Annotated in this window: 17 protein-coding genes and 1 pseudogene; 6 read left to right on the plus strand and 12 right to left on the minus strand. The window is 40.7% G+C overall.

Translation table 11 applies throughout. The features are described from left to right. Positions 1-38 precede the first annotated feature (38 nt). The 4 genes from B9G53_RS18630 to B9G53_RS18645 form a co-directional block, all read right to left on the minus strand. Positions 39-950 carry a prohibitin family protein gene (locus tag B9G53_RS18630; protein WP_094534989.1) on the minus strand — a complete coding sequence of 304 codons (912 nt, stop codon included), beginning with the start codon at positions 948-950 and terminating at the stop codon, positions 39-41. Between the two features lie 65 nt (positions 951-1,015). Then, entirely contained in the window at positions 1,016-1,636 is a 621-nt protein-coding gene (locus B9G53_RS18635; protein WP_094534971.1) for a Uma2 family endonuclease, read from the minus strand. A gap of 26 nt (positions 1,637-1,662) precedes the next feature. Then, positions 1,663-2,970, minus strand: coding sequence for an amino acid ABC transporter substrate-binding protein (locus B9G53_RS18640; protein ID WP_141211822.1), 1,308 nt, complete (start codon positions 2,968-2,970; stop codon positions 1,663-1,665). Positions 2,971-3,280: 310 nt separating this feature from the next. Next, positions 3,281-5,599, minus strand: coding sequence for an MASE1 domain-containing protein (locus B9G53_RS18645; RefSeq protein WP_094534972.1), 2,319 nt, complete (start codon positions 5,597-5,599; stop codon positions 3,281-3,283). 547 nt (positions 5,600-6,146) lie between these two features. On the opposite strand from B9G53_RS18645, the gene B9G53_RS18650 reads away from it, so the two are divergent. Together B9G53_RS18650 and B9G53_RS18655 are read left to right on the plus strand one after the other, a co-directional pair. Next, complete coding sequence (locus B9G53_RS18650; RefSeq protein ID WP_094534973.1) at positions 6,147-6,365, plus strand: hypothetical protein; 219 nt, start codon at positions 6,147-6,149, stop codon at positions 6,363-6,365. Positions 6,366-6,411: 46 nt separating this feature from the next. Further along, complete coding sequence (locus tag B9G53_RS18655; RefSeq protein ID WP_141211823.1) at positions 6,412-6,591, plus strand: transposase; 180 nt, start codon at positions 6,412-6,414, stop codon at positions 6,589-6,591. Positions 6,592-6,684: 93 nt separating this feature from the next. Here the strand turns inward: B9G53_RS18655 and B9G53_RS18660 are convergent. The 3 genes and pseudogenes from B9G53_RS18660 to B9G53_RS18665 all read right to left on the minus strand — a co-directional run. After that, positions 6,685-7,233: pseudogene (locus B9G53_RS18660) on the minus strand (putative dsRNA-binding protein); the annotation flags it as partial. After that, positions 7,176-7,301 carry a hypothetical protein gene (locus tag B9G53_RS28630; RefSeq protein ID WP_254923720.1) on the minus strand — a complete coding sequence of 42 codons (126 nt, stop codon included), beginning with the start codon at positions 7,299-7,301 and terminating at the stop codon, positions 7,176-7,178. The pseudogene B9G53_RS18660 and the gene B9G53_RS28630, both read right to left, overlap by 58 nt. 280 nt (positions 7,302-7,581) lie before the next feature. Continuing rightward, entirely contained in the window at positions 7,582-9,477 is a 1,896-nt protein-coding gene (locus B9G53_RS18665) for a tetratricopeptide repeat protein (protein WP_094534976.1), read from the minus strand. Between the two features lie 260 nt (positions 9,478-9,737). Here B9G53_RS18665 and B9G53_RS18670 point away from each other — a divergent pair, with 260 nt between their 5' ends. Further along, positions 9,738-10,847, plus strand: a complete 1,110-nt coding sequence (locus B9G53_RS18670; protein ID WP_094534977.1) for a C1 family peptidase — start codon at positions 9,738-9,740, stop codon at positions 10,845-10,847. Between the two features lie 131 nt (positions 10,848-10,978). Here the strand turns inward: B9G53_RS18670 and B9G53_RS18675 are convergent, their stop codons facing one another. Further along, complete coding sequence (locus tag B9G53_RS18675; protein ID WP_094534978.1) at positions 10,979-14,458, minus strand: caspase family protein; 3,480 nt, start codon at positions 14,456-14,458, stop codon at positions 10,979-10,981. A gap of 148 nt (positions 14,459-14,606) precedes the next feature. On the opposite strand from B9G53_RS18675, the gene B9G53_RS18680 reads away from it, so the two are divergent. Beyond that, complete coding sequence (locus tag B9G53_RS18680) at positions 14,607-14,981, plus strand: CU044_2847 family protein (RefSeq protein WP_094534979.1); 375 nt, start codon at positions 14,607-14,609, stop codon at positions 14,979-14,981. A 283-nt stretch (positions 14,982-15,264) separates the two neighbouring features. On the opposite strand, the gene B9G53_RS18685 is transcribed toward B9G53_RS18680, so the two are convergent. Continuing rightward, a complete protein-coding gene (locus B9G53_RS18685; protein WP_094534980.1) occupies positions 15,265-16,674 on the minus strand; it encodes a serine/threonine-protein kinase in 1,410 nt (469 codons plus the stop codon). A gap of 162 nt (positions 16,675-16,836) precedes the next feature. Continuing rightward, positions 16,837-17,439 (minus strand): leucyl/phenylalanyl-tRNA--protein transferase, encoded by a 603-nt coding sequence (aat, locus tag B9G53_RS18690; protein ID WP_094534981.1) that lies wholly within the window; start codon positions 17,437-17,439, stop codon positions 16,837-16,839. A 1,162-nt stretch (positions 17,440-18,601) separates the two neighbouring features. Here aat and B9G53_RS18695 point away from each other — a divergent pair. Continuing rightward, positions 18,602-19,291: a zinc metallopeptidase gene (locus B9G53_RS18695; RefSeq protein WP_094534982.1), complete on the plus strand. Its 690-nt coding sequence runs from the start codon at positions 18,602-18,604 to the stop codon at positions 19,289-19,291. 71 nt (positions 19,292-19,362) lie between these two features. Here B9G53_RS18695 and B9G53_RS18700 read toward each other — a convergent pair whose 3' ends face one another. Continuing rightward, complete coding sequence (locus B9G53_RS18700) at positions 19,363-20,298, minus strand: Rpn family recombination-promoting nuclease/putative transposase (RefSeq protein WP_094534983.1); 936 nt, start codon at positions 20,296-20,298, stop codon at positions 19,363-19,365. A gap of 177 nt (positions 20,299-20,475) precedes the next feature. On the opposite strand from B9G53_RS18700, the gene B9G53_RS18705 reads away from it, so the two are divergent. Continuing rightward, complete coding sequence (locus tag B9G53_RS18705; protein WP_094534984.1) at positions 20,476-23,619, plus strand: HEAT repeat domain-containing protein; 3,144 nt, start codon at positions 20,476-20,478, stop codon at positions 23,617-23,619. Positions 23,620-23,685: 66 nt separating this feature from the next. Here B9G53_RS18705 and B9G53_RS28115 read toward each other — a convergent pair. Beyond that, on the minus strand, positions 23,686-23,894 hold a 209-nt coding region (locus B9G53_RS28115; protein ID WP_217901622.1), incomplete at its 5' end, for a hypothetical protein.

The raw sequence follows: 23,894 nt of genomic DNA on the forward strand, positions 1-23,894 counted from the left end.
AAAAGAAAAAAAATGGCGCAGCCATTTTTTCTTTGGGATTATGGTGCTGGCGCAATAGCTCTAGTAGCTTCACGATCAAGTGGCAAAATTAAAGGTGTGTTTTGACCATTGCCAAGAATTACTAATTTAGAGTTTTGAGATTGCGCTAGTTTTTCAGTAGCTTCAATTTGCCTTAGTTGCAACACAGCGGGAGTAAGTCCTTCCGCCAAGATCTTTTGAGCATCGGCGCTACCCTTTGCCTCGATTCGTTTGCGATCGGCTTCTTGCTTCTCTTTTTCTAAGACAAATTTCATTTGCAAATTCTCTTGCTCAGCTTTGAGGCGTTGCTGAATGGCTGCTTGCAAAGTTTCAGGCACTTTTACATTTCGTAATAAAGCTTCATCGACAATGAAACCAATCGGCGCAAGTTGCGATCGCAATTTTTCGGCAAGTTTTAGACTAACTTCTTCGCGCTTAGTGGCATAAACATCTTCGGCAGAATATCCAGCCACAATTTCGCGAGAAATCGACCGAAATCGTGAAATCACAATTTCACTTTCTTCAGTGCCGATATTTAGGTAAATACTTGGTGCTTTAGCAGGATCAATTCGATATTGAATGCTGACATCAATCCCCAAAGCCAAGCCTTCCTTAGAGGTTGCGCCAATTTCTTCTTTGAGATCACGTAATCGCACAGAAAACTGCACCACATCCGCAAAGGGATTAATCACATGTAGCCCTGCGGTTAAGCTGCGATCGCTGACCTTACCCTGAAAATCTTCCACACCAACATTTCCCGCAGGAATCACAATTATCAATCGACTCAATGCATTGATCGTAGTGACTAAAGCAATTAATCCTGCGATCGCCTGAATCACCAGTTGGGCAATACGATTATCAACAATTTTTTTGTTATTAAAAAACACCAATATCGAGACGAGTGACGCGATCGCGGAAATGATAAACGACATTTGTTTACACCTTAAAAAATCACTACGAGATTTTTGATGGCGCGGCTGCGCCGCACCGTCAAAAATCAAAAATCTTTACCCGAATTAAAAATTTGCTCTGCGGTTAACGTTAGCTGTGGAAAAGCGATCGATCTCAAGCGATCGCCACCTCGAAATTGTTGTACTTCATATTCTCCATCGACAAGACTATAAATCGATAAGGTTGGCTGTTTTGGAAACCCGATATAGCGTCGCCCACCCAAGCCTAGATAATCAATAATCCAATATTCAGGAATATTTAAAGCTTCATAGTCCCGCAGTTTCGTTAAATAGTCATCTTGCCAGTTGGTACTAACTACCTCAATCGCCAGCCTGATGGTTTCGCCTTTAGTAATGGTGGAACGTTTTTTCCACATAGGTTCAAATTCTAAAGCTGCTTGATTGAGGACGATCACATCAGGGATATAACCCGACCGATGGGAATCCATTGGTTTCACAAAGGCTTGACGGGGAATGAAGCAATCCATGGAGTAGAGATCAATCTCTACTGCTAATTTTGCAGCAGTAAAGCCGCCTACTTGTTCATGGGTTCCTGTAGGCTGCATTTCGACGATCGCTCCATCATAAAGTTCATAACGCCCATAGCCATCGGGATACCAATCGAGAAACTCTTCAAAGGTAATTTCCCTAGTCGCAGTTTGAAACATAAATACCTCTGCATTTACTGCCGCATTTAACGAAATGGCATCGAGTAGAGCAACCCACCTTGCTTCCAAGTGCGATTTAAACCACGGGGAATATCTAGGGGCGCGAGATTGCGATTGTAGATATCACTGTAATTGCCCACCTGCTTAAGGATTTGGGTAGTCCAGTCTGGAGCAAGTCCCAACTCAATGCCCAAAGAGTCGGATGTGCCAAGAAATCTCGCCACTTCAGGATTTTTAGTGTCTTTAAAAATGGTGTAATTATTCATATTAATACCCAATTCATCGGCGTAGAAAGTGGCATAAATTATCCATGTCACCACATCCCGCCAGCGATCGTCATTGCCAACTAGGGCAGGGCTAAGTGGTTCCCTCGATAAACTCAGATCGAGAATTTTGTGATCGGCTGGGCGAGGTAACTTACTTCTCCATGCTGCAAGTTGTGATTTTTCTGAAGAAATTGCTTCGCAATCACCTTTTGAATAAGCATTCAAGACTTCATCGAGATCGGGCAAGATGATCGTCTCGATCGCTATATTTGCTTCTTTAAATGTAGATTCCAGATTTGTGGCGTTGATTCCTGTTTCCACACAGATTTTTTTGTCGGTGAGTTCTTTGAGGGCGATCGCCAATTCTTCACTAGTTTTAGGTGTTTGCTTGCCACTATCTTTATCGGTAGCAGGACTGCTGGTAGGACTAGGAGATGCTGAAGGCGTTGGCGTTGGCGTTGGCGACGCAGTAGTTGCAGGACTGGGCGAACTTGTCGCAGTATTAGGCTTTGCCCCAATCCTGAGCATCACCCCCTGACCATCAAAAAAAGTTGTGGGCGCAAAGGAAATATTCGTGGCGACATCACGGGTTAACGTGCGGGTCGTATTTCGCATCAAGACATCGACTTCCCCACTTTGAATCGCCGTAAAGCGATCCTTGGCTAGCAATGGTTTAAACTCAACCGCTTTGGCATCCCCCAAAACTGCCGCCGCGATCGCTTGACAGTAGTCAACATCTAAGCCACTCCACACCCCTTTTTCGTCAACGTAGCTAAAGCCAGACAACTTACCATTTACACCACAGATTAGCTTCCCACGAGCTTTCACCCGTTCTAAAATCCCCTCTGGAGCTTTATCTTTGATGGTGGTTGCGGCTGTTGGGGTTGCCGTCGCGGTTGGTGTGACTGTGGGGCTTGGAGTTGGTGCTGGTTGACATCCTGACAGTAAAGCGATCGTCAAGCTGGCAAAAAAACACCATTGCCTCAGAGGTGTTTGTCTAGAGGGCTTTTGGACTTTATGTTTTAGGAGGGCAGCAGTTTTCGGTAAATGCTTAGGCATTAAGCTCATGGGTTTACTGATTTCTAACGCGATCAATACTATGGTCTATTTGCAGCTTACCTTGATTAGATCAAATTATTTTCGATGCAGTAGGGCTTATATAGCAATGATAAGTTTTGCTTAGGACATAAAACCCAAAAGATGATTAGCGGCGCGAAGCACCGCTAATCATCTTTTGGGTTCTAGCTATCTTTTGCGTTGCTATAGATAAAAAAAACAAAAACACTATGTTACCATTGTGAAAATTTACACGGTACAGAGGAATTACAACGCTTCAGGTTCGAGTGATTGGTAATTGTGGGAAAATACCAAATGGGTTCTATAACAGGACATGAACCTGCGATCGCTTAATGGCGGCAATTAAATTTTCGATTTGGATAGGCTTACTCAGAAAATCATCCATTCCTGCCGCTAAACACTGCTCGCGATCGCTAGGCATAGCATTGGCGGTCATCGCAATAATCCGAGGACGCATAGCAAAGTTCCATTCTTCTAAAATCTTGGCTGTAGCCTCTAAGCCATCCATTACAGGCATTTGAATATCCATAAATACCAGATCATAAGTACGCGATCGCAGCATTTCAATTACTTCCAGACCATTATTCGCAATATCGACGATGTAGCCCAATCTTTGAAACATTCGTGAAGCAACTTTCTGATTCACAAGATTATCTTCGGCAAGTAAAATTTTTAAAGGATATTTCTGGGCTAGCTTGGTATCAAAACCATGATGCGAATTGATCGCTTGAGCAGAATTTCCTGACAATAAATATTCGTGAGTATCATGATCAATTTCCCCATAGCTCATAGGCTCAACAACTTCAAATGGTAATCGTAAATTAAAACAGCTACCCACACCTAATTCACTAGTTACATTAATTTCACCACCCAAAAACTGAGCAATTTTTTGACTAATGGCTAAGCCTAACCCTGTACCTTGAGATTTAAACTTATTCTCTCCCACTTGCTCAAAGGGTAAAAAGATTTTGCTCATTTTCTCAGAGTCAATCCCTACACCTGTATCGGTGATCGCAAATAGCACATATACAACTTCAGATGTAGGCGCTATGGTATGGGAAGAACAGGTGATGGTATTGATGTGGACAGAAGAGACGAGATCCACAATCAACTCTTGATTAGTGATTTTGCTGACTTCAAAAGTCACTGAGCCTTTGTCTGTAAATTTCAAAGCATTACCTAGCAAATTAAAGAGAATCTGCCGCAATCTCTTAGCATCTGTATGTACGATCTGGGGTAGATCGGGTGTAAATTTACAAATTAAGTCTATACCTTTTTTATTTGCTAAAACTCGAAAACTCTCACTCACTCCCTGTAACAGTTGTAAAAATTGACAATCCATCGGTTGAATTTCCATTTTACCTGCTTCGATTTTGGAAATGTCGAGAATATCTTCAATTAAAGCTAATAAATGGAATCCAGCATTATAAATAATCTGTAAATCTTCTTTTTGTTGCGGTAAATTACTCTCTTCCTCCTGAAGCAATTGGGTGACACCAATAATTGCATTGAGTGGGGTGCGTAACTCATGGCTCATACTAGTCAAAAAGTGACTTTTTGAACGATTTGCAGATTCGGCTAATTGTTTGGCTTGGATAAGTTCCTGATTGCTCTCAGTGAGAAGTTGTGATTTCTGAAGTAGTTCGATTTGGGACTTTTTTAAATGATTGCTATTGCGCCTCTGTTCATTAATCGTTCCTGACAAAATTAATGTAAATGAAACAGTCGCGACAATAAAACTTTGTAATAACAGTAAGGATTCATTAATATTATCTCTCGCGAATGATCCTGAGCCTTTGAGTGTACCGACAATAGCAATTATGGCAATCAAGAGGATCAAATTAGTGGCGGCAAAATGACCAAAACGAAAAGTCACCCAGACTAAGCAGGGAATAATCAAGTATTCAATGGGATAATTACCAGCAAAGGATATTTGGGCGATCGCCACTACAGTGAACAACATTACCAATGCTTCAAAAAGATGTAAAGGCTTAGTTTTGCGATAGAAGTGGATAAGTTTATAGCGAGTAATCTCACTCCAACTTAAGAGAGTCGGCGTTAATACAAAAATACCTGTCACATTGGACACCCACCAAGTTAGCCAAACATTTGGATACCCAGACCAAGCAATCGTGCCGCCTAAGCATAGGGCTGTTACACCTGCGGTGGCATTCACCATCGTTCCCATTAGCGCTGTAAACCCAAAAAACTGGGCGACATTCCGAAAATTTCTAAGTGGACTTTCTCGACCGATCGCCCGACGCAACAGATAACTACCCAAGCCAATTCCTGTAGTTGTCCCGATCGCAATGATCATGACTTGGGCTATAGATTGCAGCAAATGTAAAGTAGTATCGGTTTTCAGAAAAGCCCAAATATTTGCTAAGAAAGAACCAATCAAGACCCCAAGGAGTAAGCGATCGCCAAATAGCAAAATAGCGGCGGAGGCAAATCCATCGGGAAACCAAACAGGTGTGACATCTTGAGGCGTAGAAGCGAGGTGGCGACAAATTTCGGCAAGTCCATAGTAACCTGCTGCAACTATGGCGATGCCAAGGCAATTAATACAGGTTTTCCAAATAGATTTGTGTTGACGAAAAATCACAGGAATTCTCAACATATTGCCGTACCTAATATCTCAATTCCGTATAGCCCTTTAACTGATTTTATCTGGTAGTTGCTAAACACCTGATCTCTTGCCCTTCTCCTTGTTATACCAAATCACAAAATGGCGTTGTCATTTTGTGATTTTAAAACCCTTAATGGGTTTATTTTTTAATTCCCAAAAGTTTTGGCACATCTTTGTGAATTGGTATATAAGGATCGGGGAATAAGAAAAACTCTGTCTCCCCTTGCCCTTGCAAAAAAAGGGTTTGGGGAATAAGGTGCATTTTTCTTGCCAAGTAAAATCAGCTATTAAAAGATTGTATTAGGTTAACTGAGTTTATTTTTATAAAAAACGAAGAATTTTTTTGGACAGTGCAGCCTGTTTAATGTGGAGAGATCACTGTTCATGAATGACCCAGATCGTTGATTGTTGTAATTGCCATCGTCATTTTGAGTGTTGGAGATCGTTAATTGCCTATTGTTTGAATCACCAACGGATTTAGCGATCGCCATGATAATAGTGATGTCCAGAATTGAAATGCGAACTGAGGGGGACTTCTATGACACCTATACAAATAGCTAGAACCCAAGAATTACTGAGCGAGCAACAGTTTCTGCTTTTCTTTCAACTCAGTAAGATTCGTGGATGGATAGGAGAACTCTATTTAGAATTAGTGTTATCCGATGAAGAAGTTGAATATATCTATCGCTCAGAAACTGATATCTGTAATTTCAAAGATGATCAAAAAGAACTGAAATCGCCCTATCTAATGCGCTGAAATCACCTAATCAAAGGAACTACAAGAAGCTTTGGAGAAGAAGACTTTGGGCATATCTGGTTTTGTCGTCATTCCTATGCGTTGGATTGTGGAACGTTCCAATGTTTGGATGGATCGTTGTAAAAGTCTGGTCAAAAACTTTGACAGAACTTTAGACAACGCTAATGCGAGAATTCATCTTTGCTTTATCAGGTTTATGCTTAAGCGCCTTGCTAAAGCTTCCTAAGATGCCAAATGGGTTCTATAGGCTAACGAACCAGAGGCGATCGCCAAAATCCTCAAGACAATCAAAACACCAATTGTTTTTGGAATTGAGTATTTAAAGCAATCCCCGCTTTTTCAGTTTTGCCAGTGCATCAGCCGCAGCTTCTTTTTCTGCATCTTTCTTGTTACGACCTTTGCCCTCACCATAGATTTTGCCATTGACATAGACTTTAGCTAGGAATTCGGGAGCATGAGACATTCCGCCAATCTGCTCAGTTTCGTACTTGGGAGGAGTTGTTGCTCCATTTGCTTGCACAAATTCTTGTAGTTTATTTTTGGAATCTATACTGGAGCGAACAACCATGATATCTTTTGGTACAGAGTCAAATAGTTGTTCTATTAGGGGACGAAGTGCATCGATATTACGATTGTTATCCAAGTAGTAAGCACCAACAACTGCTTCAAATGTACTACTCAGAATATTAGGATTGGTATAACCACCTTCTCTTTTTGCGCCTTCTCCCAAACGGATTCTAAAATCTAGCCCAACTTCAGTCGCAAATCGAGCAAGTTGTTTTTCATCCACAAGAGCAGAACGTCTGCGAGTCATTTCATCTTCTGCCATTTCAGGATTTTGTTCATATAGGTATTCCCCACTAATAAAATAATCGCTGGATCTCTGAGGTTCTTAGACAGCACTGGTAATTGTTCCTGTGCTTCAGCGATCGTCAAATAATTAAGCTTATTGTTTTACCTAAGTTACTAAGATTGTACGATATCCAGCCAAGCGATCGCCATAAAATCATCATACTCAATGCCTTAGTATCAACTCCAAAAATGATGTAAGTTAACGTTTTACAGATTTGGGTTTGTAATTAAATATGCCCATCTACTTAGAGCAACCACAGGGATCTGGCGACTACTCCAATAATTCAGATTCTGTAGTGACTGCACCCCACCCTAGACTTATCTGATCGCAGGAATTCCATCCACGTAACATCAAGCTGTAAGACTAATCTTCTCCTTGGCGATAGCGCGCAATCAAATTTGGTAAATGGTCAAACCCATCCACACCAATTAGAGCGATTAAATGCGATCGCTGCTGTTGCAATAGATTCGAGAAAGTTTCTGCGCCTAGCTTTCCTTGCAAAATCACCACCAAAGCCGCCGACTGTTGCCATGCTTTACTGTGACGCTGCTCTAGCAAATACATTCCCAAACAGGCGTGATAAGTTGCTAATTCTAGTTGATTAAGTTGATAAAGAGCTTCGCCCAGATAGGCATGACTAAGTGCTTGTAAATCGCGATCGCCAATTTGTTGAGTTAAAGCTAAGCCTTTCTCCAAGGCGATCTGGGCTTGACTTGGTTGCTCGATCGCAATATAAGCAGTCCCCAATCCCACCCAACAAAGCGCTTGATTTTGGAGATCATTCAATTTCTCGGATAGCTTTTGTCCGCGTTCCAAATGACTGATTGGAGTTTCCAGTTCTTCAGGCGTAATCAATTCCTGTTGTCTTGCGATCATTACCTCGCTATAGCCTAAATTAGCCAGAGCATTTGCTTCACCTTGGCGATCGCCAGTTTGTCGCGCTAAAATTACCGCTCTTTGGGCTTGGGACTCACTAGTACTAAAGTCTTTTTGAATCAGACTAATCCGACTGAGGTGATTGAGATTTGCAATTTCGCAAAGTTGATCGCCAACTTCACGGGCAAGGTTTAATGCTTCTTGATGGAGAGCGATCGCATCTTGATGATGTCCCATCCAAGCTTTTGAATAGCCTAAAACCGTGAGAATTCGTGCCTTCTCCTGCGTATTCTCTGCTTCTTTGAGTGGTTGATCGAGATAGTTAATGGTTTCTCGGAAACTCTCTCCCGAAAAAGAAGCAAAGACACCACCATAAAGCGGAAAGTTTTCGCGTTGGGCAAAGGTTCGTAAAGTCTGTAAGCTGATGCGAAAGCAGATCTTCGATAGAGATTGGCGATCGCTTGCCGATAGTTGTTGTGAGTTCTGGAAGCCCGTGCTAAGTTCACCCCAAATCATTGCAAAAGCAATAAAGGTAACCCCAGTCATATGCATCCCTGCCTTGGCATCGTAGGGCTGCTGATCGAACCAACGCACCAAACCATTTTGCAAATATCTTAGTAGAATTGATAGTTCTACCCAAGCACTAATATCAATGCTTCGCTGAGCCTGTGCGATCGCTGCTGCTGATTGGTTACTCGCCTGTCCTGCAAACAGATCACGGGGTAAAGGACTAGTAATCTGTTGCGCCCAACTATGCCAAGGTCCACTGATCTTCGAGCGTTCAAATCCCACCTGTCTTTGTGGTTCGTATAGCCAACTAACAAGGGAACCTTCCAATAGATCAAAATCTGCTAATCCACGAGTCAGCCCGATCGCAAACTGACGTAATGCAAACGCTTCTGAATCATCGGGCAGAGTATCGGCGGATTTTTGCAGTAATTGGATAAGAAGCTGAATATGTTGACGTTCAAAAACAGGCGTATGATTGGGATCAAGAACTTGGATTAATGTAGCTAGACGCTCTTGAGGTTCGGCATTGAGAATAGTTTGTAAACCTCTAGCACAGGTATCCTGAAGTTGATAATTTTGTTGCCACTGTTCCCATGCATCCTTGAGAATTTTCATGGCACGAAGTTTCTGATTTGCTTTTGCCTGTTTCACTTCATCCGTTTGAGCAGCAAAATTTGCTTGAAGTAAATTAGCTTGTTCTTCTAAAGCCCGTTCAAATATTTCCCCTGTTCCCGATTCTAAACTCTCACTAAGAATTCGATAGACATGTTCTTTTGATAGCAGCTTGCCATTTTCGATATTAATAATTATGCGATCGACAAAAATAAGGTAGCGTTCAAAAGTTGAGAATGGTTTGCTAGAGGTGTCTGACATAATTAAGTTTTATTTCCATCTTAACATTGCAGTTTCAAAAGTGACAAATCATTGTTAATCAGGATAAATTTTCCTAGTATCTTAGGGATAAGAAACTGCTGTAATCAAGACAATTAGAGGATATTCAACACTTTTAACTTGAGAACCTATTGTATTAAGTTAATTTTTGTCACCTGAATTACAAATGGCTTTACAAAATATGAAATATTGATTTAATGTGACTTAATGCTCTTTGTTTTAATACTAATAGATCTAAACCTATGTCAGACTATCTAGAGTTCAGAGATTACCCTTACATTGATGCAATTTTAAAGCTAATTGGTGGTGAGATAGATTTTGGTCTTTGGTATCCAGAAAAAAGTGACGAGTTGGTAGTTCTGTCATCAAAGGATAAAGCAAGAGAAAAATTAGAGCAGTCATCATCTATTTTAGTGCCGTTAAATGAGAATATTTGCACGTTAGGTAAGAGTAAAACCAAGACATCAATTGATGTCACGAAATTAAAACATTTTGAATCTGAGGCAAAAGATTGGTCTCCCATTGAAGACCAGATCCATGCTGCTACTTGTACTGCGGCAGCAGGAGTTTCCCTTCTTGAGTATTTTCAGCGCAAAGAATCAGGGGTGTATCAAGATCTATCAAAGCGATTTCTTTATACAGTTACTCGAAAATTGATGCGTGATGAGATTCTTGTTGGTGCGACGGTGAGACAGACGATCGCAGCTATGGCTTTATTTGGTGTACCGCCTGAAAGATATTGGCAATATAAACCAGAAGCACTAAATGAGGAACCAGATGCTTTTTGTTATGGACTGGCGAAAAACTACAGAGCTACTAGCTACATCAGACTTGATCGCCCTAAAAAATCAGCCGAGGATTTATTAAAGCAGATCAAAGTATTTGTCACAGCTGGCTATCCTGTGATGTTTGGTATGTGGGGCTATGAGTCATTACTTAAACAGAGTAGATATGAAGTTCATAAAACCGAAATAAAAAATGAAAGCTCTGAAACAGAAGAGGAAAAAATCAAGGGAATTATTCCTTTCCCAGAAAAACATGAAAAATGTATTGGAAGCCATGCTCTTATTGCAGTTGGATTTGAGGATGATAAGGTCATCAAAAATGGATTTAGTCAAGATTCTAAACCAACAACAGGAGCTTTTAAAATTAGGAATTCCTGGGGAATTGCATGGGGTGAGGATGGTTATGGTTGGCTTCCTTATGATTATGTATTAAGAGGCTTAACCTTTGACTGGTGGTCAATACTCAAAGCTGAGTATATCGATACAACTATCTTCAGCTTAATAGAAAATGAACATATGATTCCGAGAGATGTAATAAATCCACCTCCAAAAAAGTATACGGGCTAGTTAACTACGAATTGGTTTGATAGTTTAGCTCTGCTGATCTAAGGATAAGTAAAAGCTCCTCTAATATTCACCTATTGAGCCAAGGATTTTAGACTAATTGAGCGTTATATTTTTAAATTTTTGTCTTGTACTTAGAGTTTGTTGCTATATTTTGTACAAAGTTGTTTAATTACCTCTAAATTTGATTTTCCTGCTTGATTGCCTTGAGTATAATCATATAGAGAAATGCACCCATATTGAATAAACGAATCTAACTCTAAGTTTTCTTTTGAGGGATTAAATCTATTTAAACCAACATCCCAAAATCTAATTGTATTATCGTCACTACTTGATAGAAGTATGGAATCATCTTTAGGATGAAATGAAACACGATTGATAGTCTTTGTATGACCTTTCAGTTCTATAATAGGCTCGCTAAGATCTTTGTTACTTGATTTCCATAGACTTATAGCTTTATTAATATCCCATAATTTAATCTTTTCCCCCTCACCAGATGTAGCAAAAGTACTTTGAGTGGAGTTGAATGCTACACCTAAAATTCGAGATGATGGATCTTCTACTTTAATAATTCCAATAAGTTTTTTATCTTGTACTTTCCAGAGTCTAACTGTACCATCTTGACTAGCCGAAGCAAGAATATCCCCTCTTGGGCTAAATTTAACTACCCAGACAAGTTCGCTATGTTTTTCCTCTTTGGATTTGCCTAAATGTTCAGGTTGGCTATTATTACCATTTGCTAAATCCCATAAATTCACCTTTCCATCTAGGTAGCCAGAAGATGCAAGAATTCTTCCATTAGGATGAAAATCGATACTATAAATGCTATATTCATTTTTCATCACAGTATCTTTGTCTTGAAGAACAATATTCTTTTTGTCATCTTTATTCCATATTCTTATTGTTTTATCTTCACTAGAAGATGCCATATCTCCACTATTAGGTCTAAACCTGACATCATACACTGCCTTTTGATTTTGATGGTTGGTAAACTTAAATATAGCTTTCCATATACCATTATGATTGGCACTCCAGAGAATAGTTTTTCCATCGAAGCTAGCTGAAGCAATTATTTTCCCATTGGGACTAAATCTTACATACCGAACACGATCTTCATGCCCTTTGAGAGGTTCTCTTATAGGGACTCCTTGAGTAGTCCATAGTCGAATATTATTATCATCTCCTGATGTTGCAATCATTTTACCGTCTGGACTGAAACTGGCACTGTAAACTAGAGATTTATGTCCTCCCACTAAGCGATTTCGTTCACGGACTCCATAAATGATTGGCTGTAGTTGAGATAGGTATAGAGAACTATCTATTGCTGTTCTATTCTCATCTAATATTTTTAGAGCTTTTACGCTTTCTACTAGAGCAGGTAATTGATCATTTTTTTTATAAAGAGTTTCAGCTAGAGTGATTTGTGCCTTGATTTGTCCTTCTATAGAAGATTTAGCTTGGTCTTGTAATGATCTAATTTGTATCCAAGTTAAAGAGATCGCAGCTAATGCAAAACCTGAGATGATGCCAACTGTTAATTGAAATTTGCGCTTTTTGGCGCGATCGCGTTTTTCGACACTCTTCTTTAGGTACTCTTCAGACAAAGAAGAAATCCAGTAGCTACTATTAGTTTGTCTCCACACTTCATACTTTGCTAGAGGTAACCCAGTTAGCAAAGCATCTTCTTGTTTATCGTAATTAGTCTTCCATTCTTCAGCTTTAGCTTCTAACTCTCGACTAAATTGAGTGTTTTCACGGTCTTCTTTAATCCAATTTTGAAGACGTTCCCAACCAGATAAAAGTACTTCATGAGCTACTTCTACGGTCTTATCGTTAGCAACAACTAACCTTCTATTGTGAGCCGATAGTTGTCCTAGAATGCGTTGAAACTGTTCTGGAGAATCAGCTATATCCTGTAATCTTGGCAAACTAACACGACGACGAGTATTTTGATCAACATCACTTAGCTCCACTAGTTCCATAAACAATCGGCGTACATAGTCTTTATCCTTAGGTGCTAGATCCCGATATAGCTCTTCAGCACTTTTTTGTAATGCGCCACCAACTCTACCAATTTCTGCATACTTTTCTCTCGTGAGTTGTGATCGCGTATTGTCCTTGATACAAGCATTCCACAATTCAGTTAAAGCATATTGTAATAACGGCAAGGCTCCTGATTGATTTGCCACATCTTGCAAGATCTCTGATATCAGACCATCTTCAAAGATAACTCCTTGTTTTCTGGCAGGTTCTGCGATCGCTTTCTCTAGCTCTATCTCTGTATGAGGTGTAATAAAATAAGTTGTTGGTTCATTACGATTAATGAGGGTTGCAGTTTCTGGGTACTCAGCGCATTGCTGTAGGAAATCACCCCGAATTGTGATGATGACTCTTGTAGATTGATTGGGGTTAGTTGCTTCTTTTGTAATTTGACTAATAAATTCTTTACGGTCATGTTCATCTTTGCATAGTGTAAATACTTCCTCAAATTGATCAATAAATAGCAGTAATGTTTGACTTTCAGGAGGACGATGTTCTAGAGCTTTTGCCAATTTCCTGAGTGGGGAATCTTCTGGAGTAAAAGATTTAACTACCCAATTACTACTATCGGGAATGTAATCTTTTGCTAAATATGGTAGTAACCCAGCCTTAATTAGTGAAGATTTGCCACAACCAGAAGTACCTGAGACAGCCAAAAATGTGCTATCAGTAATCCGCTTAATTAAATCTCTTGTAGCAGTTTCGCGACCATAAAAAAAATCGGCTTGCTGTTCTTCAAATGCTGCTAATCCCCGATAAGGATTATGCGATTTGAAGTCTGGCTCAGATGATTGATCACGATTTTGAGAAGCAAATTCTACAATTGTGATCGATCTACCCCAACCTGCACGAGTTGGTTCTTGACGTGAATTTCTTAGTTCTGTATTAATGAAATCAAATAAGCGATCGCCACTGACTTTGCCATCCGAACCAGCATTCTCTGGCTTAAGTCCCTTGAGCAAAGCCTGAGTAAACAGACTATATTCTTCAGATTCATACGCTTTTTCATAGCTTTGACTAGCCGTAATCAGGTAGTAGTCGCTTTGTGTATTAAACTTCTTTAGCGATCGCCTAATCAACTCCCCAGATGCAAAATATCCTGAATTACAACAATCCAAAATCACCACTAGACTACTAAGGTTAGTATTGCCAATGAGTTTATTGAGTCTATCTAGAGAAACACTATTTTCATTGCTGATTACTTTTGTCTTATCATTATTAAACTTAAGCATACAGTCTGAAGCAGCTAGAAATCCTTCGGACTCATTATTAAGAGTATCTAATTGAGCAAATCCATGACCACTAAAGTAAATGAGTGCATCACTTTTAGTTGCTTGTTCTTGCAGGAATTTAGTTAACTCACTCTCCAAAATATTTTTATTAAGTGGCTTGCGAGTTACCTTATAAGTCTTTTTATCTTCATTAGTAATGGAAGGAATACGTTTAACATGAAAATTGCCATACTTCTCTAGTATTTGTGCTACAGCTTCAGCATCTGTAACTGGATTTTTTAAATTACGAAACTGACCACCACTGTATTCAGAAATTCCAATTACTAGAGCATATCGAGCCATGTTAGGTTACTCAGATAAATTTTAATTTCTTTATTTTATAATAATTAAGATGTTTTTGATGGTTATAAAATTCTTAATAATTATTACAGTTAGTTGAAAAGCTGCTATAAAGTGGTGTGAAAAATTTACTAAACTAACAGAGCTTTTAATGGCAGATCTTCAACGTTACCAAATTCAAGAAGGTGAAGAAGTATATGAAATCTATATTGAATCAAATGAGAATCTAAAAGTTTCAAATCCTCAAACTGGCTATGAGGATGATGAAGACGATCCAGATGGAAAGGGGTTCTCTGATATTGCGGCAATTAGTATGAAGCAGACTCGTGATACGATTCGCGGCTATACTCTATGCGCTTTGAGTGCCTTTAGGAATTTTGCGGCGGCTGAGATCCAAGAGGTAAATCTTAAATTTGGGATCAAAATTAGCGCTCAAGGAGGAGTTCCTTTTATTGCTCAAGGCAATGCTGAAAGTAACTTGGAAATTTCTGTAAAATGTACATTTCCAAAAGAACAAAAAAAGTAAAGTGCTGTAAAGCGATCGCGATCACAATAAACACGAAGATTAATCACAGAACTGTAATGCAATTAAGGCAAATATAGATTAGTCTTGGGCTTATGGAGTTGTTATGGATTGTCGATTCTGCAAAAATTATGACCCAAAAGGTAGACAGGGCGGCTACTGTAATCTTTTGTCAGTCACAGTTCAGGGTAAATGGGCTGCTTGTGGTTGCTATTTAGATAGGTTCCCTAAAGCTTCCTTGCCTGAAAATCAGAAATCAACAACTAATTTGATTTTGGTTTAAGTTTTAATGACGCGATCGCCATGTTGCTAAAAAATCATTAATTTCTTGCAATAACCAGTCTTTTTCAGGACGACTTAGCCCTGATCCAAATTTATGGGTATAAATACCTTGATTTAAGCGTAACTCCATTACAGGCTGATTATTTACTTCGTAGGAACTCTTTAGCTCAATCTGTCGTAAATCTTGGGTTTTGCCTTGGACATGGCGTTTGATTCCTAAAACGTCCCAGTCAATACTAAAGGTGCGATCGCTAATTACTAGGCAAACTTTGCCAAACATAATCGATAAGCCCGCATAGGCTATGCCAATACCGACAATCCAAAACGGAATTGAGAAAAGTGCAAAAAATCCTGCTCTAAGCGCCATCGATGTCCATATGATCAGAAAGCCATTCCAAAAAACTGCAAATGATAGAATGCTCACGCCTTCTCCACGCAGCCCCGCAGGCGGGATCTCAATTTTTAAAACACTATCAGTCTTTTTAAGTTCAATGCGACTTCCCAGAGGTTTGGGATATTGATATTTATTGTCGAGGCGATCGCTATTTGGGTTAAGCAGACGACTAATTTCTAGGTCGCTAATTCGACTTTCGAGCGATGGCAAGGTGGGGTTTTGCAAAGCTTTAAGAGATTGCTGGGCGCTACTGAATCGATCTTCGATCGCAGGTTCAATCATTTTTTCCAGCCAATTCGCGAAGTGATCGGAAATATTCACTGCATCTCGGAAGCTGATCTTAAATCTAATTTCAGGTAAATCCGACGGCGATCGCCCCGTCAGTAAAAATAAAATCGTTGCCCCAAGCGCATATAGATCGGTAGCGGGAACAGCCTTACCCCGAAATTGTTCGGGTGGCATATAGCCGTAAGTGCCAACAACTGTACTGCCGCCCACCTGTGTACTGCGATAGGTGTCTTGAACTGCACCAAAATCTACCAAGGCAATTTTACGGTTGGGCTGAAGAATGATATTTTGGGGCTTGATATCACGATGGATGACAGGTGGCTTGAGTTGATGGAGATAGCTCAACACCTCTAGTACTTGCTCAGCAATCTGTTTAATATCTTCCTCACTACCATGCCAACCGTCGGCGATCACTTGGGCAAGAGATTTTCCCTCTACCAGTTGCTGCACGATGTAAAAATCGCGATCGCGATCGGTATCAATCTGAAAATAATCTAGATAACGGGGAATAGCAGGATGGTCAAGTTGAGAAAGTACTTTTGCTTCTCGCTCAAATAATTCCAGCACCTTCCATTCATTCATGCGTCGGAATGATAGGGCTTTTAACGCCACGCGATCGCCTGTTTGGGCATCAAAAGCCGCATAGGTGATTCCAATCCCACCTTGTCCAAGAATGCTAGCAATACGGTAGCGAGATTGGATGATTTCACCAACTTGATGTAGTTCTGCCACAACTCTTTTTCACCTCATGTTTCCCATCATATAGCGGTTTTCGTTTTGCCGTAGGCAAAACGAAAACCGTTATACCCTTGTTTTAATCTGAAACCCGTTATAAATAATAATGATTTTTGAGGTAAAGGATTGCCGCGCTTTGCGCGGCAATCCTTTACCTATTTAAGGTTTGGTTGCAGAAATTGGTGTGAAGTTGCAAGATTTGGTTAAAGCTTGCTTTAGCAAAGCTTGGTAACTATCATCATCAATCTCAAAGGCTCCAAACCTCTCCAGATGGGGATTCATTAATTGAGCATCAAATAAACTATACCCATGCGATCGCAAATGCTCTACTAACTTCACCATCGCCACCTTAGAGCCATCAGGAATTTTAAAAAACATTGACTCGCCAATAAATACGCCCCGTATAGCAATTCCTAAAATCCCCCCAGCTAGTTGATCGCCTTGCCATGTCTCAAAACTGTGCGCCCATCCTGCTTTGTGTAAATTGCTATAAAGCGATCGCAGTTCTTTGGAGATCCATGTGGTTTCGCGATCGGCACAGCCTTCTACCACTTGTTCAAAGGCAGTGTCGATCCTAACTTCAAAGCGGTTTTGGTTGATGACACGCTGCAAAGATTTAGGATATCGAAAGCGCTGATCAAGTGGGATCAAGGTGCGGCTGTTAGTGTAATACCACTCAATCGGCTCTCCATCACCTTCTGACATCAAAAAGTAGCCTTGGGTATAACCTTCAATAACGCTGCGGATATTAAATCTTTCCACGAATAGGTTTTCAACTCGCAAGTAGATAATGTGATGAAGGTTCTAGGATTTAATCAAGAACCAGATTTTTAGTAGCGCGGCTTTACCGCGCCACTAAAAATCGGTTCTTGATTTTATTGTGCGTCCCAAATGTCTGATTTTTCAACAAGATAGACAATTGACTATTTACTCAGTCTAAAAGACTTGAACCAGATAATTGAGTGAAAATTAATTAGGGATTAGTCGATGGGCTTTTGCTAAACTCCAACAAGAAAAAGTCTCTGATAAAATAAATGGCTTGCTGCAATTAAGTAAATTCACTTAATCATAGCAAACCATTTATTTAGATAAATTGTTGTTAAATTGACATTGAAATTCAGAATCTTTAAATCAGCCGATTCCGTTTAATTGATCTTATTTTCTAAGATACGTATCCAAAACTGGGATCGCTTAATATTTTCTTTATAATTTGTCGCAGTAGTTTTATTTGAGTCTCAATACCTATTCGCGGAATCGCTGCTAGTTGAGGATGTGACAAAGAAGAATAAAATATAAATCCCTATAACCCTTTTAAAATAGGCATTACAACGATCTCTTCAAAAAACCAACAAAAAAGATTATGGAACCTATAAAAAAATAAGTGATCTGGCAAGTCTAGGTAAAAGTTACCAATTGCCCTGACAGATCACTTATTTTTTTAGATGTTTTATTAATTTGGTATTTAAATTCAGAGCTTATATATAAGCTAGCTCCGTTTGAATAATAGTATTGTGCTAGAAATTTTGTCATATTTGGGATCGCTTAAACTTTTCTTTATACTTAATATATCGATCCTTCACTCTTGAGTAATTATACTTATTATTTAATTCTTTACTGATACTTTTTCAGAAATATCACTCAAAAAATATCGCTGCACATTTTACTGTTATTATTTCATTATTTTCTTGTTTATTTTTTATTTGCCAGATAGTTACTCTAAAAATCTACATTAAATTTTTAAACTAAAAAATGCCTGAATTGATTTTTGTTTCAGTACAGGATACTTGGGGATAATTCTTTTGACTAATCATATAGATATTTCTTGTAGATCTTTCTAGCCATGCGAGTAGTGTTTTCACTACCGCCAGAGACTACGGCGGCGAGGGCATAATCATACATAGAAATATCAGAAGGAGAAAAGTCAATGTTTTTTCACCCATCCTATTTGATCCTCATCCCAGGCATGATCTTGATGTTTTGGGCGCAGCAGCGTGTCAAAGCGACTTACGAAAAATATGCAGATATGCGATCTAGCCTAGGAATGACAGGCGCACAGGTTGCTAAGACAATCCTGCAACGCATGGGTATTCATGATGTAACCGTAGAGCAAGTAGCAGGAGAACTGACCGATCATTATGATCCTTCTGCTAAGGCAGTGCGTCTATCAGAATCAGTGTATGCATCATCATCTCTAGCGGCCGCAGCGATCGCGGCTCATGAATGTGGTCACGTTTTGCAAGATGTGCGTGGCTATCAATTTATGAATATTCGGGCTTCGTTAGTACCAGTGGCAAATATTGGCGCAAACTTTGGTCCTTTGATGGTGATGGCAGGGCTGTTCCTAACATCCCTCGGCAGTCTGAGTGTGGTTTTCATCAATATTGGTATTGCTTTGTTTGCGAGCGCGATCCTATTTCACATTGTGACTTTACCTGTGGAGTTTGATGCGTCTAGCCGCGCTCTGAAGCTAATTGATGAGCTAGGCATTCTCCAAGGTGAAGAAAATCTTGGCGCTCGTAAGGTGCTTAATGCCGCAGCATGGACATATGTGGCGACTGCAATTTATGCGGCGCTGCAACTGGTGCAGTTGTTGTTAATCCGTGGCGATCGCTAATTAAAACGCTTTATAAATTCAAAATAAAAGATGGTGCAAAGCACCGTCTTTTATTTTGGGGATCATATCTGTTACTTTGTGCCTTTGTTTTTTAGCCAATCACTTAGATCAGCGATCGTTTCTAGGTCAAATAAAGCTTCGGCTAGATTTTCTAACTGTTTTGCTGATAGTTTGCTGATCTTGCCCCGCAAACTTGGGGTAATCTGTCCAAACTTGCGATTGAGCAGCCTTAGTAGCATTGTGGCTTGCCCTTTTATCAGTCCACGCTGCTCACCTAGCTTTAAACCTTTTTGTTCACCTAGCTTTAAACCTTTTTGTTCACCTAGCTTTAAACCTTTTTGTTCACCATGTTGCTCGCCTTCTTCTCTTGCCTCTTGGTATACACGGGTCTGTTTTAAATCGCTGTATGTAAACATTGCTTCAATCTCCTGACGACTTAATTTGGGAAATTTATATACCAATACCGTCTCTATTAATTCTAGTACCTGCTCTTGGATTTCGGTATCCCTTTCCTGCTCAATCTTTTCACCTAGTTGTCTTGCCTTAGTTACGGCTTGACTTTCGCTAGATAAAATTAACTGAATAATCCCGATCGCGAAGGAGTCAGTCTCTCGCTCTAGTAAGTCTTCTAGGTATACTCTCTGTATCCTCTGACAGTCGAGCATTTCCTGCACATGGCTTCTTGGATCTGGTTCGTAACTACGCCTTGCAAATATAGCGATCGCTTGCCATTCTTGTTCTGGTCGATATTGGTTCAGGTAAAGATATATCTCGGATAAGTATTCCCAGTAAAAGTCTTCTTTTTGCTGAAATTGGACTTCAATTAGATATATCGGTTTGTCTTTGGCTTTTGGGCTAAATATGCCATCGAACCGAAAGGCTTTTTCTTTTACTTCCACTGAACTAAATTCATAGCCTTCTGCTTCTGAGATCGGTCGTTCGATTAGCTCAAACAGGAGGCTGTGAAAGGTATTGAATAATTGATAGAAGAGTGTGTCTGTTCTCATAGCCACTCATTTTACAGTAGCTCTCAGTATTTTCTTCCATAATTCCCGATTCTTTAATGAGTATGTCAAATACTTTCAGCTAAACTTTAGCAAGTTTGATACAATAGCTAAAATCAGGAGCTAATCACTCCTACTAACTAGCAAAGTGTCTGAGTAATATACTTGGAGTTTTTAGCGATGATCGATTGGTTGTTAGTTTGGGGTGTGTCGAAAGCAGCAGGAGTAATCATTTATCCTATCCTTGAGGATTTGGCTAAGGATGCGGCAAAGGATTATGGGAAGGACTTTTTTAAGGATTGCTTGAAGAAGGTGATCCGTTTGCCTGAGCCTGATGTGTTGAAGGAAGCCTATGGGAAAGCGCTCAAAGAATTTTTGGAATTGATTGAGGAAGAACTCAAGGATGCGGGTTATCAAGAAGCAATCATTAGACAATACATTCCCTATTTGCACAAGTTTATTAAGCGCGAAGAGGTAAGCGCGGCGCTGGGGATGGCGTTTAATGTGCAATGTAAGGCGATCGATACGGCTTTGTTGATGAGAGTTTGGACAGAGTTGAATTTGCCACATTTGCCAGAGGATATGAATTGGGACTTTTTGAGTAAGTCCTACATTAGAGCCGTGAAGAAGATTGTCCAGAATTCGGATAAGTTGCGTCCGATTTTTGAGGTGCAGACCTTGGATAAAATAGCGGATGCTGTGCAGGAAGTGGCGGGAATTTCGCCAGCTTTTGACTTGGAGAAGTATGCCGAAGGGTTGCGGGAGCAGTATGGCAACTTGAAGTTAGAATCTCTGGATACGACTGGGGTGTATTACAACGAGTTGAAGCTCTGGAAGATCTTTATTCCTCAGAATTTGCGGGAATGTCAGGAGTTTATTCCGCAGGTGTATGAGTTGCCGAAGGATCGATCGTGGCTGTTGCAGGAGAGCGGACAGTTGGATGTGTTGGAACTTGCCGAAGCGGAGTTAGAGAACCATCGCAAGCGCTATGTCGAGCAACCGATTCGGGGAGTCTTTGAGGTATTGGGCGATCCGCATAATGCGGCGAAAGATGGGATTGCTAAATATGCAGTGATCTTGGGCGATCCCGGCTCTGGGAAATCAACGCTGTTGCAATATCTGGCTTTGATTTGGGCGGAGCGACCTGTGCGAGATTTGCCTTTGTATCCGTTGCCGCTTTTGTTGGAGTTGCGTACCTATGCCCGTGATAAGCAAGCAGGGAAATGTAAGGATATTGTTTCGTTTATTCATGGTGGGAATATTACCTGTCGGCTGAATCAGCAGGATTTGCATGAAAAGCTGAAGAATGGGGATGTTATTGCCCTATTTGATGGGATTGATGAGGTGTTCGATCCTGCGTTGCGGGATGAGGTGGTGACGGATATCCATCGCTTTACGAATGAGTATCCTGCGGTGAGGTCAATTGCGACTTCGCGGTGGTTGGGCTATAAGGCACAACGGTTAAGGGATGCGGGGTTTCAGCATTTTATGCTGCAAGAGTTGACTGATGAGCAGATGCAGGATTTTGTGGTGCGTTGGCACGATTTGAATTTTGCGGAGGGTGCGGATAAGGATCGCAAGCGGGAGCGGTTGCAGAAGGCGATTAGGGAGTCGCGATCGATTAAGGAGTTGGCGGGTAATCCTTTGTTATTAACGATGATGGCGATTCTCAATCGTAATCAGGAGTTACCGAGGGATCGTCCTGAATTGTATAACCAAGCTTCTAGGGTGTTGTTGCATCAATGGGATGTGGAACGAGCGCTAGTGGAGGATCGGCGGATTGACCCGAAAACGATTGACTATCGCGATAAGCAGGCGATGTTGCGGAAGGTTGCCTATTATATGCAGTCGAGCGCGAAGGGTTTGGCGGGGAATTTGATTAGTGCGGCGCAGTTGGAGAGCATTTTAACGGATTACCTGAAGACGATTGAGGTGGAGAAGCCAAGGGAAATCGCCCGTATCATGATCGGTCAGCTTCGCACGCGCAATTTCATCCTCTGCGATCTGGGTGGGGATTCCTATGGGTTTGTGCATCGCACTTTTTTGGAATATTTTTGTGCGTGGGAGTTTGTTTGGCAGTTTAAGGAGGAGCAGACGCTGACGAGTGAGCAGTTAATCAATGATGTGTTTGGGCAGCATTGGCAGGATGAGTTTTGGCATGAGGTCTTGCGGCTGATTTCGGGGATGATCGAACCGAGATTTGTAGCCGACATTATTGATTTTCTTTTGGAGCAGAAAGTTGATAGAAGTGCATTTTTAGGCGAGGGAAATAGGCTAAAAAAAGAAGGGCTATCAAATCTTTTATTGGCAGCAGATTGCTTTGTAGAGGTGAGAAACAGAAGTTTGATTGCGCCTACATCAAATAAATTACTAAAAACATTACAACATGAAGCTGAACAAGAACCTCCTGATAAGTTCAATTCGGAATTGGCAATTAGACTTATAAATAACGTCGCAAATATATGGCAAGATGGCTCTGACACTTTACTTTGGCTAAAAAAATGCCTTAAGTTTGATCAACAATCCTTTATCCCAGAATCGGCGGTACAAGAGATAGCCAAAGGCTGGAAAGATGACTCTGATACCCTTCCTTGGCTCAAAGACYGCGCTCTTAACGATCAGAATTATGATGTGCGAATGGCGGCGGTACAAGAGATAGCCAAAGGCTGGAAAGATGACTCTGATACCCTTCCTTGGCTCAAAGACCGCGCTCTTAACGATCAGAATGTTRATGTGCGAAGGGCGGCGGTACAAGAGATAGCCAAAGGCTGGAAAGATGACTCTGATACCCTTCCTTKGCTCAAAGACCGCGCTCTTAACGATCAGAATTATGATGTGCGAAGGGCGGCGGTACAAGAGATAGCCAAAGGCTGGAAAGATGACTCTGATACCCTTCCTTKGCTCAAAGACCGCGCTCTTAACGATCAGAATGTTAATGTGCGAAGGGCGGCRGTACAAGAGATAGCCAAAGGCTGGAAAGATGACTCTGATACCCTTCCTTGGCTCAAAGACCGCGCTCTTAACGATCAGAATTGGGATGTGCGATGGGCGGCGGTGCAAGAGATTGCTAAAGGCTGGAATGATGACCCACAAACGTTTGACTTTTTAAGCGATCACGTAATCCACAATCCCTTTGAGCGTAAGTACGATTGGGAAGATAATCCCCGTCAAACTGCACTAGAAGGCATCCTCGAACATTACAGCGATAAACCTCAAACATTGGAGTTATTGAAGACAGTCTCTAACAACGATCCTGATGAAGAGTTAAAGGAATTTGCGAAGGAGGAATTAGCAAAATTGAGTGAGAATCCTATAGGGGCATAGCATTTGCACCACATTTTTTAAAACCCGCAACCATATCGATCTGCAAATGCTGTGCCCTCTATGCCTTCACAGATAAATTGTCCCTGCGTTGTGAGGTTTAGGGCAAAGCATTCCCAAATTAAGGCGACCTGAAAATTTATAAATTTCTGCGGGAATGCTATGCCCCTTGTATCTAGGAAGAAAAGTAAAGGATAAAATCTTTACTACAATCCGAAAAAGCAAAAGCAGAGATAAACTCGTTCTGCCCCTAGGGACACCAAGCCCGAACTGTAGAT

It is taken from the genome of Pseudanabaena sp. SR411 (assembly GCF_002251945.1).
In the GTDB taxonomy this organism is placed as follows: Bacteria; Cyanobacteriota; Cyanobacteriia; order Pseudanabaenales; family Pseudanabaenaceae; genus Pseudanabaena.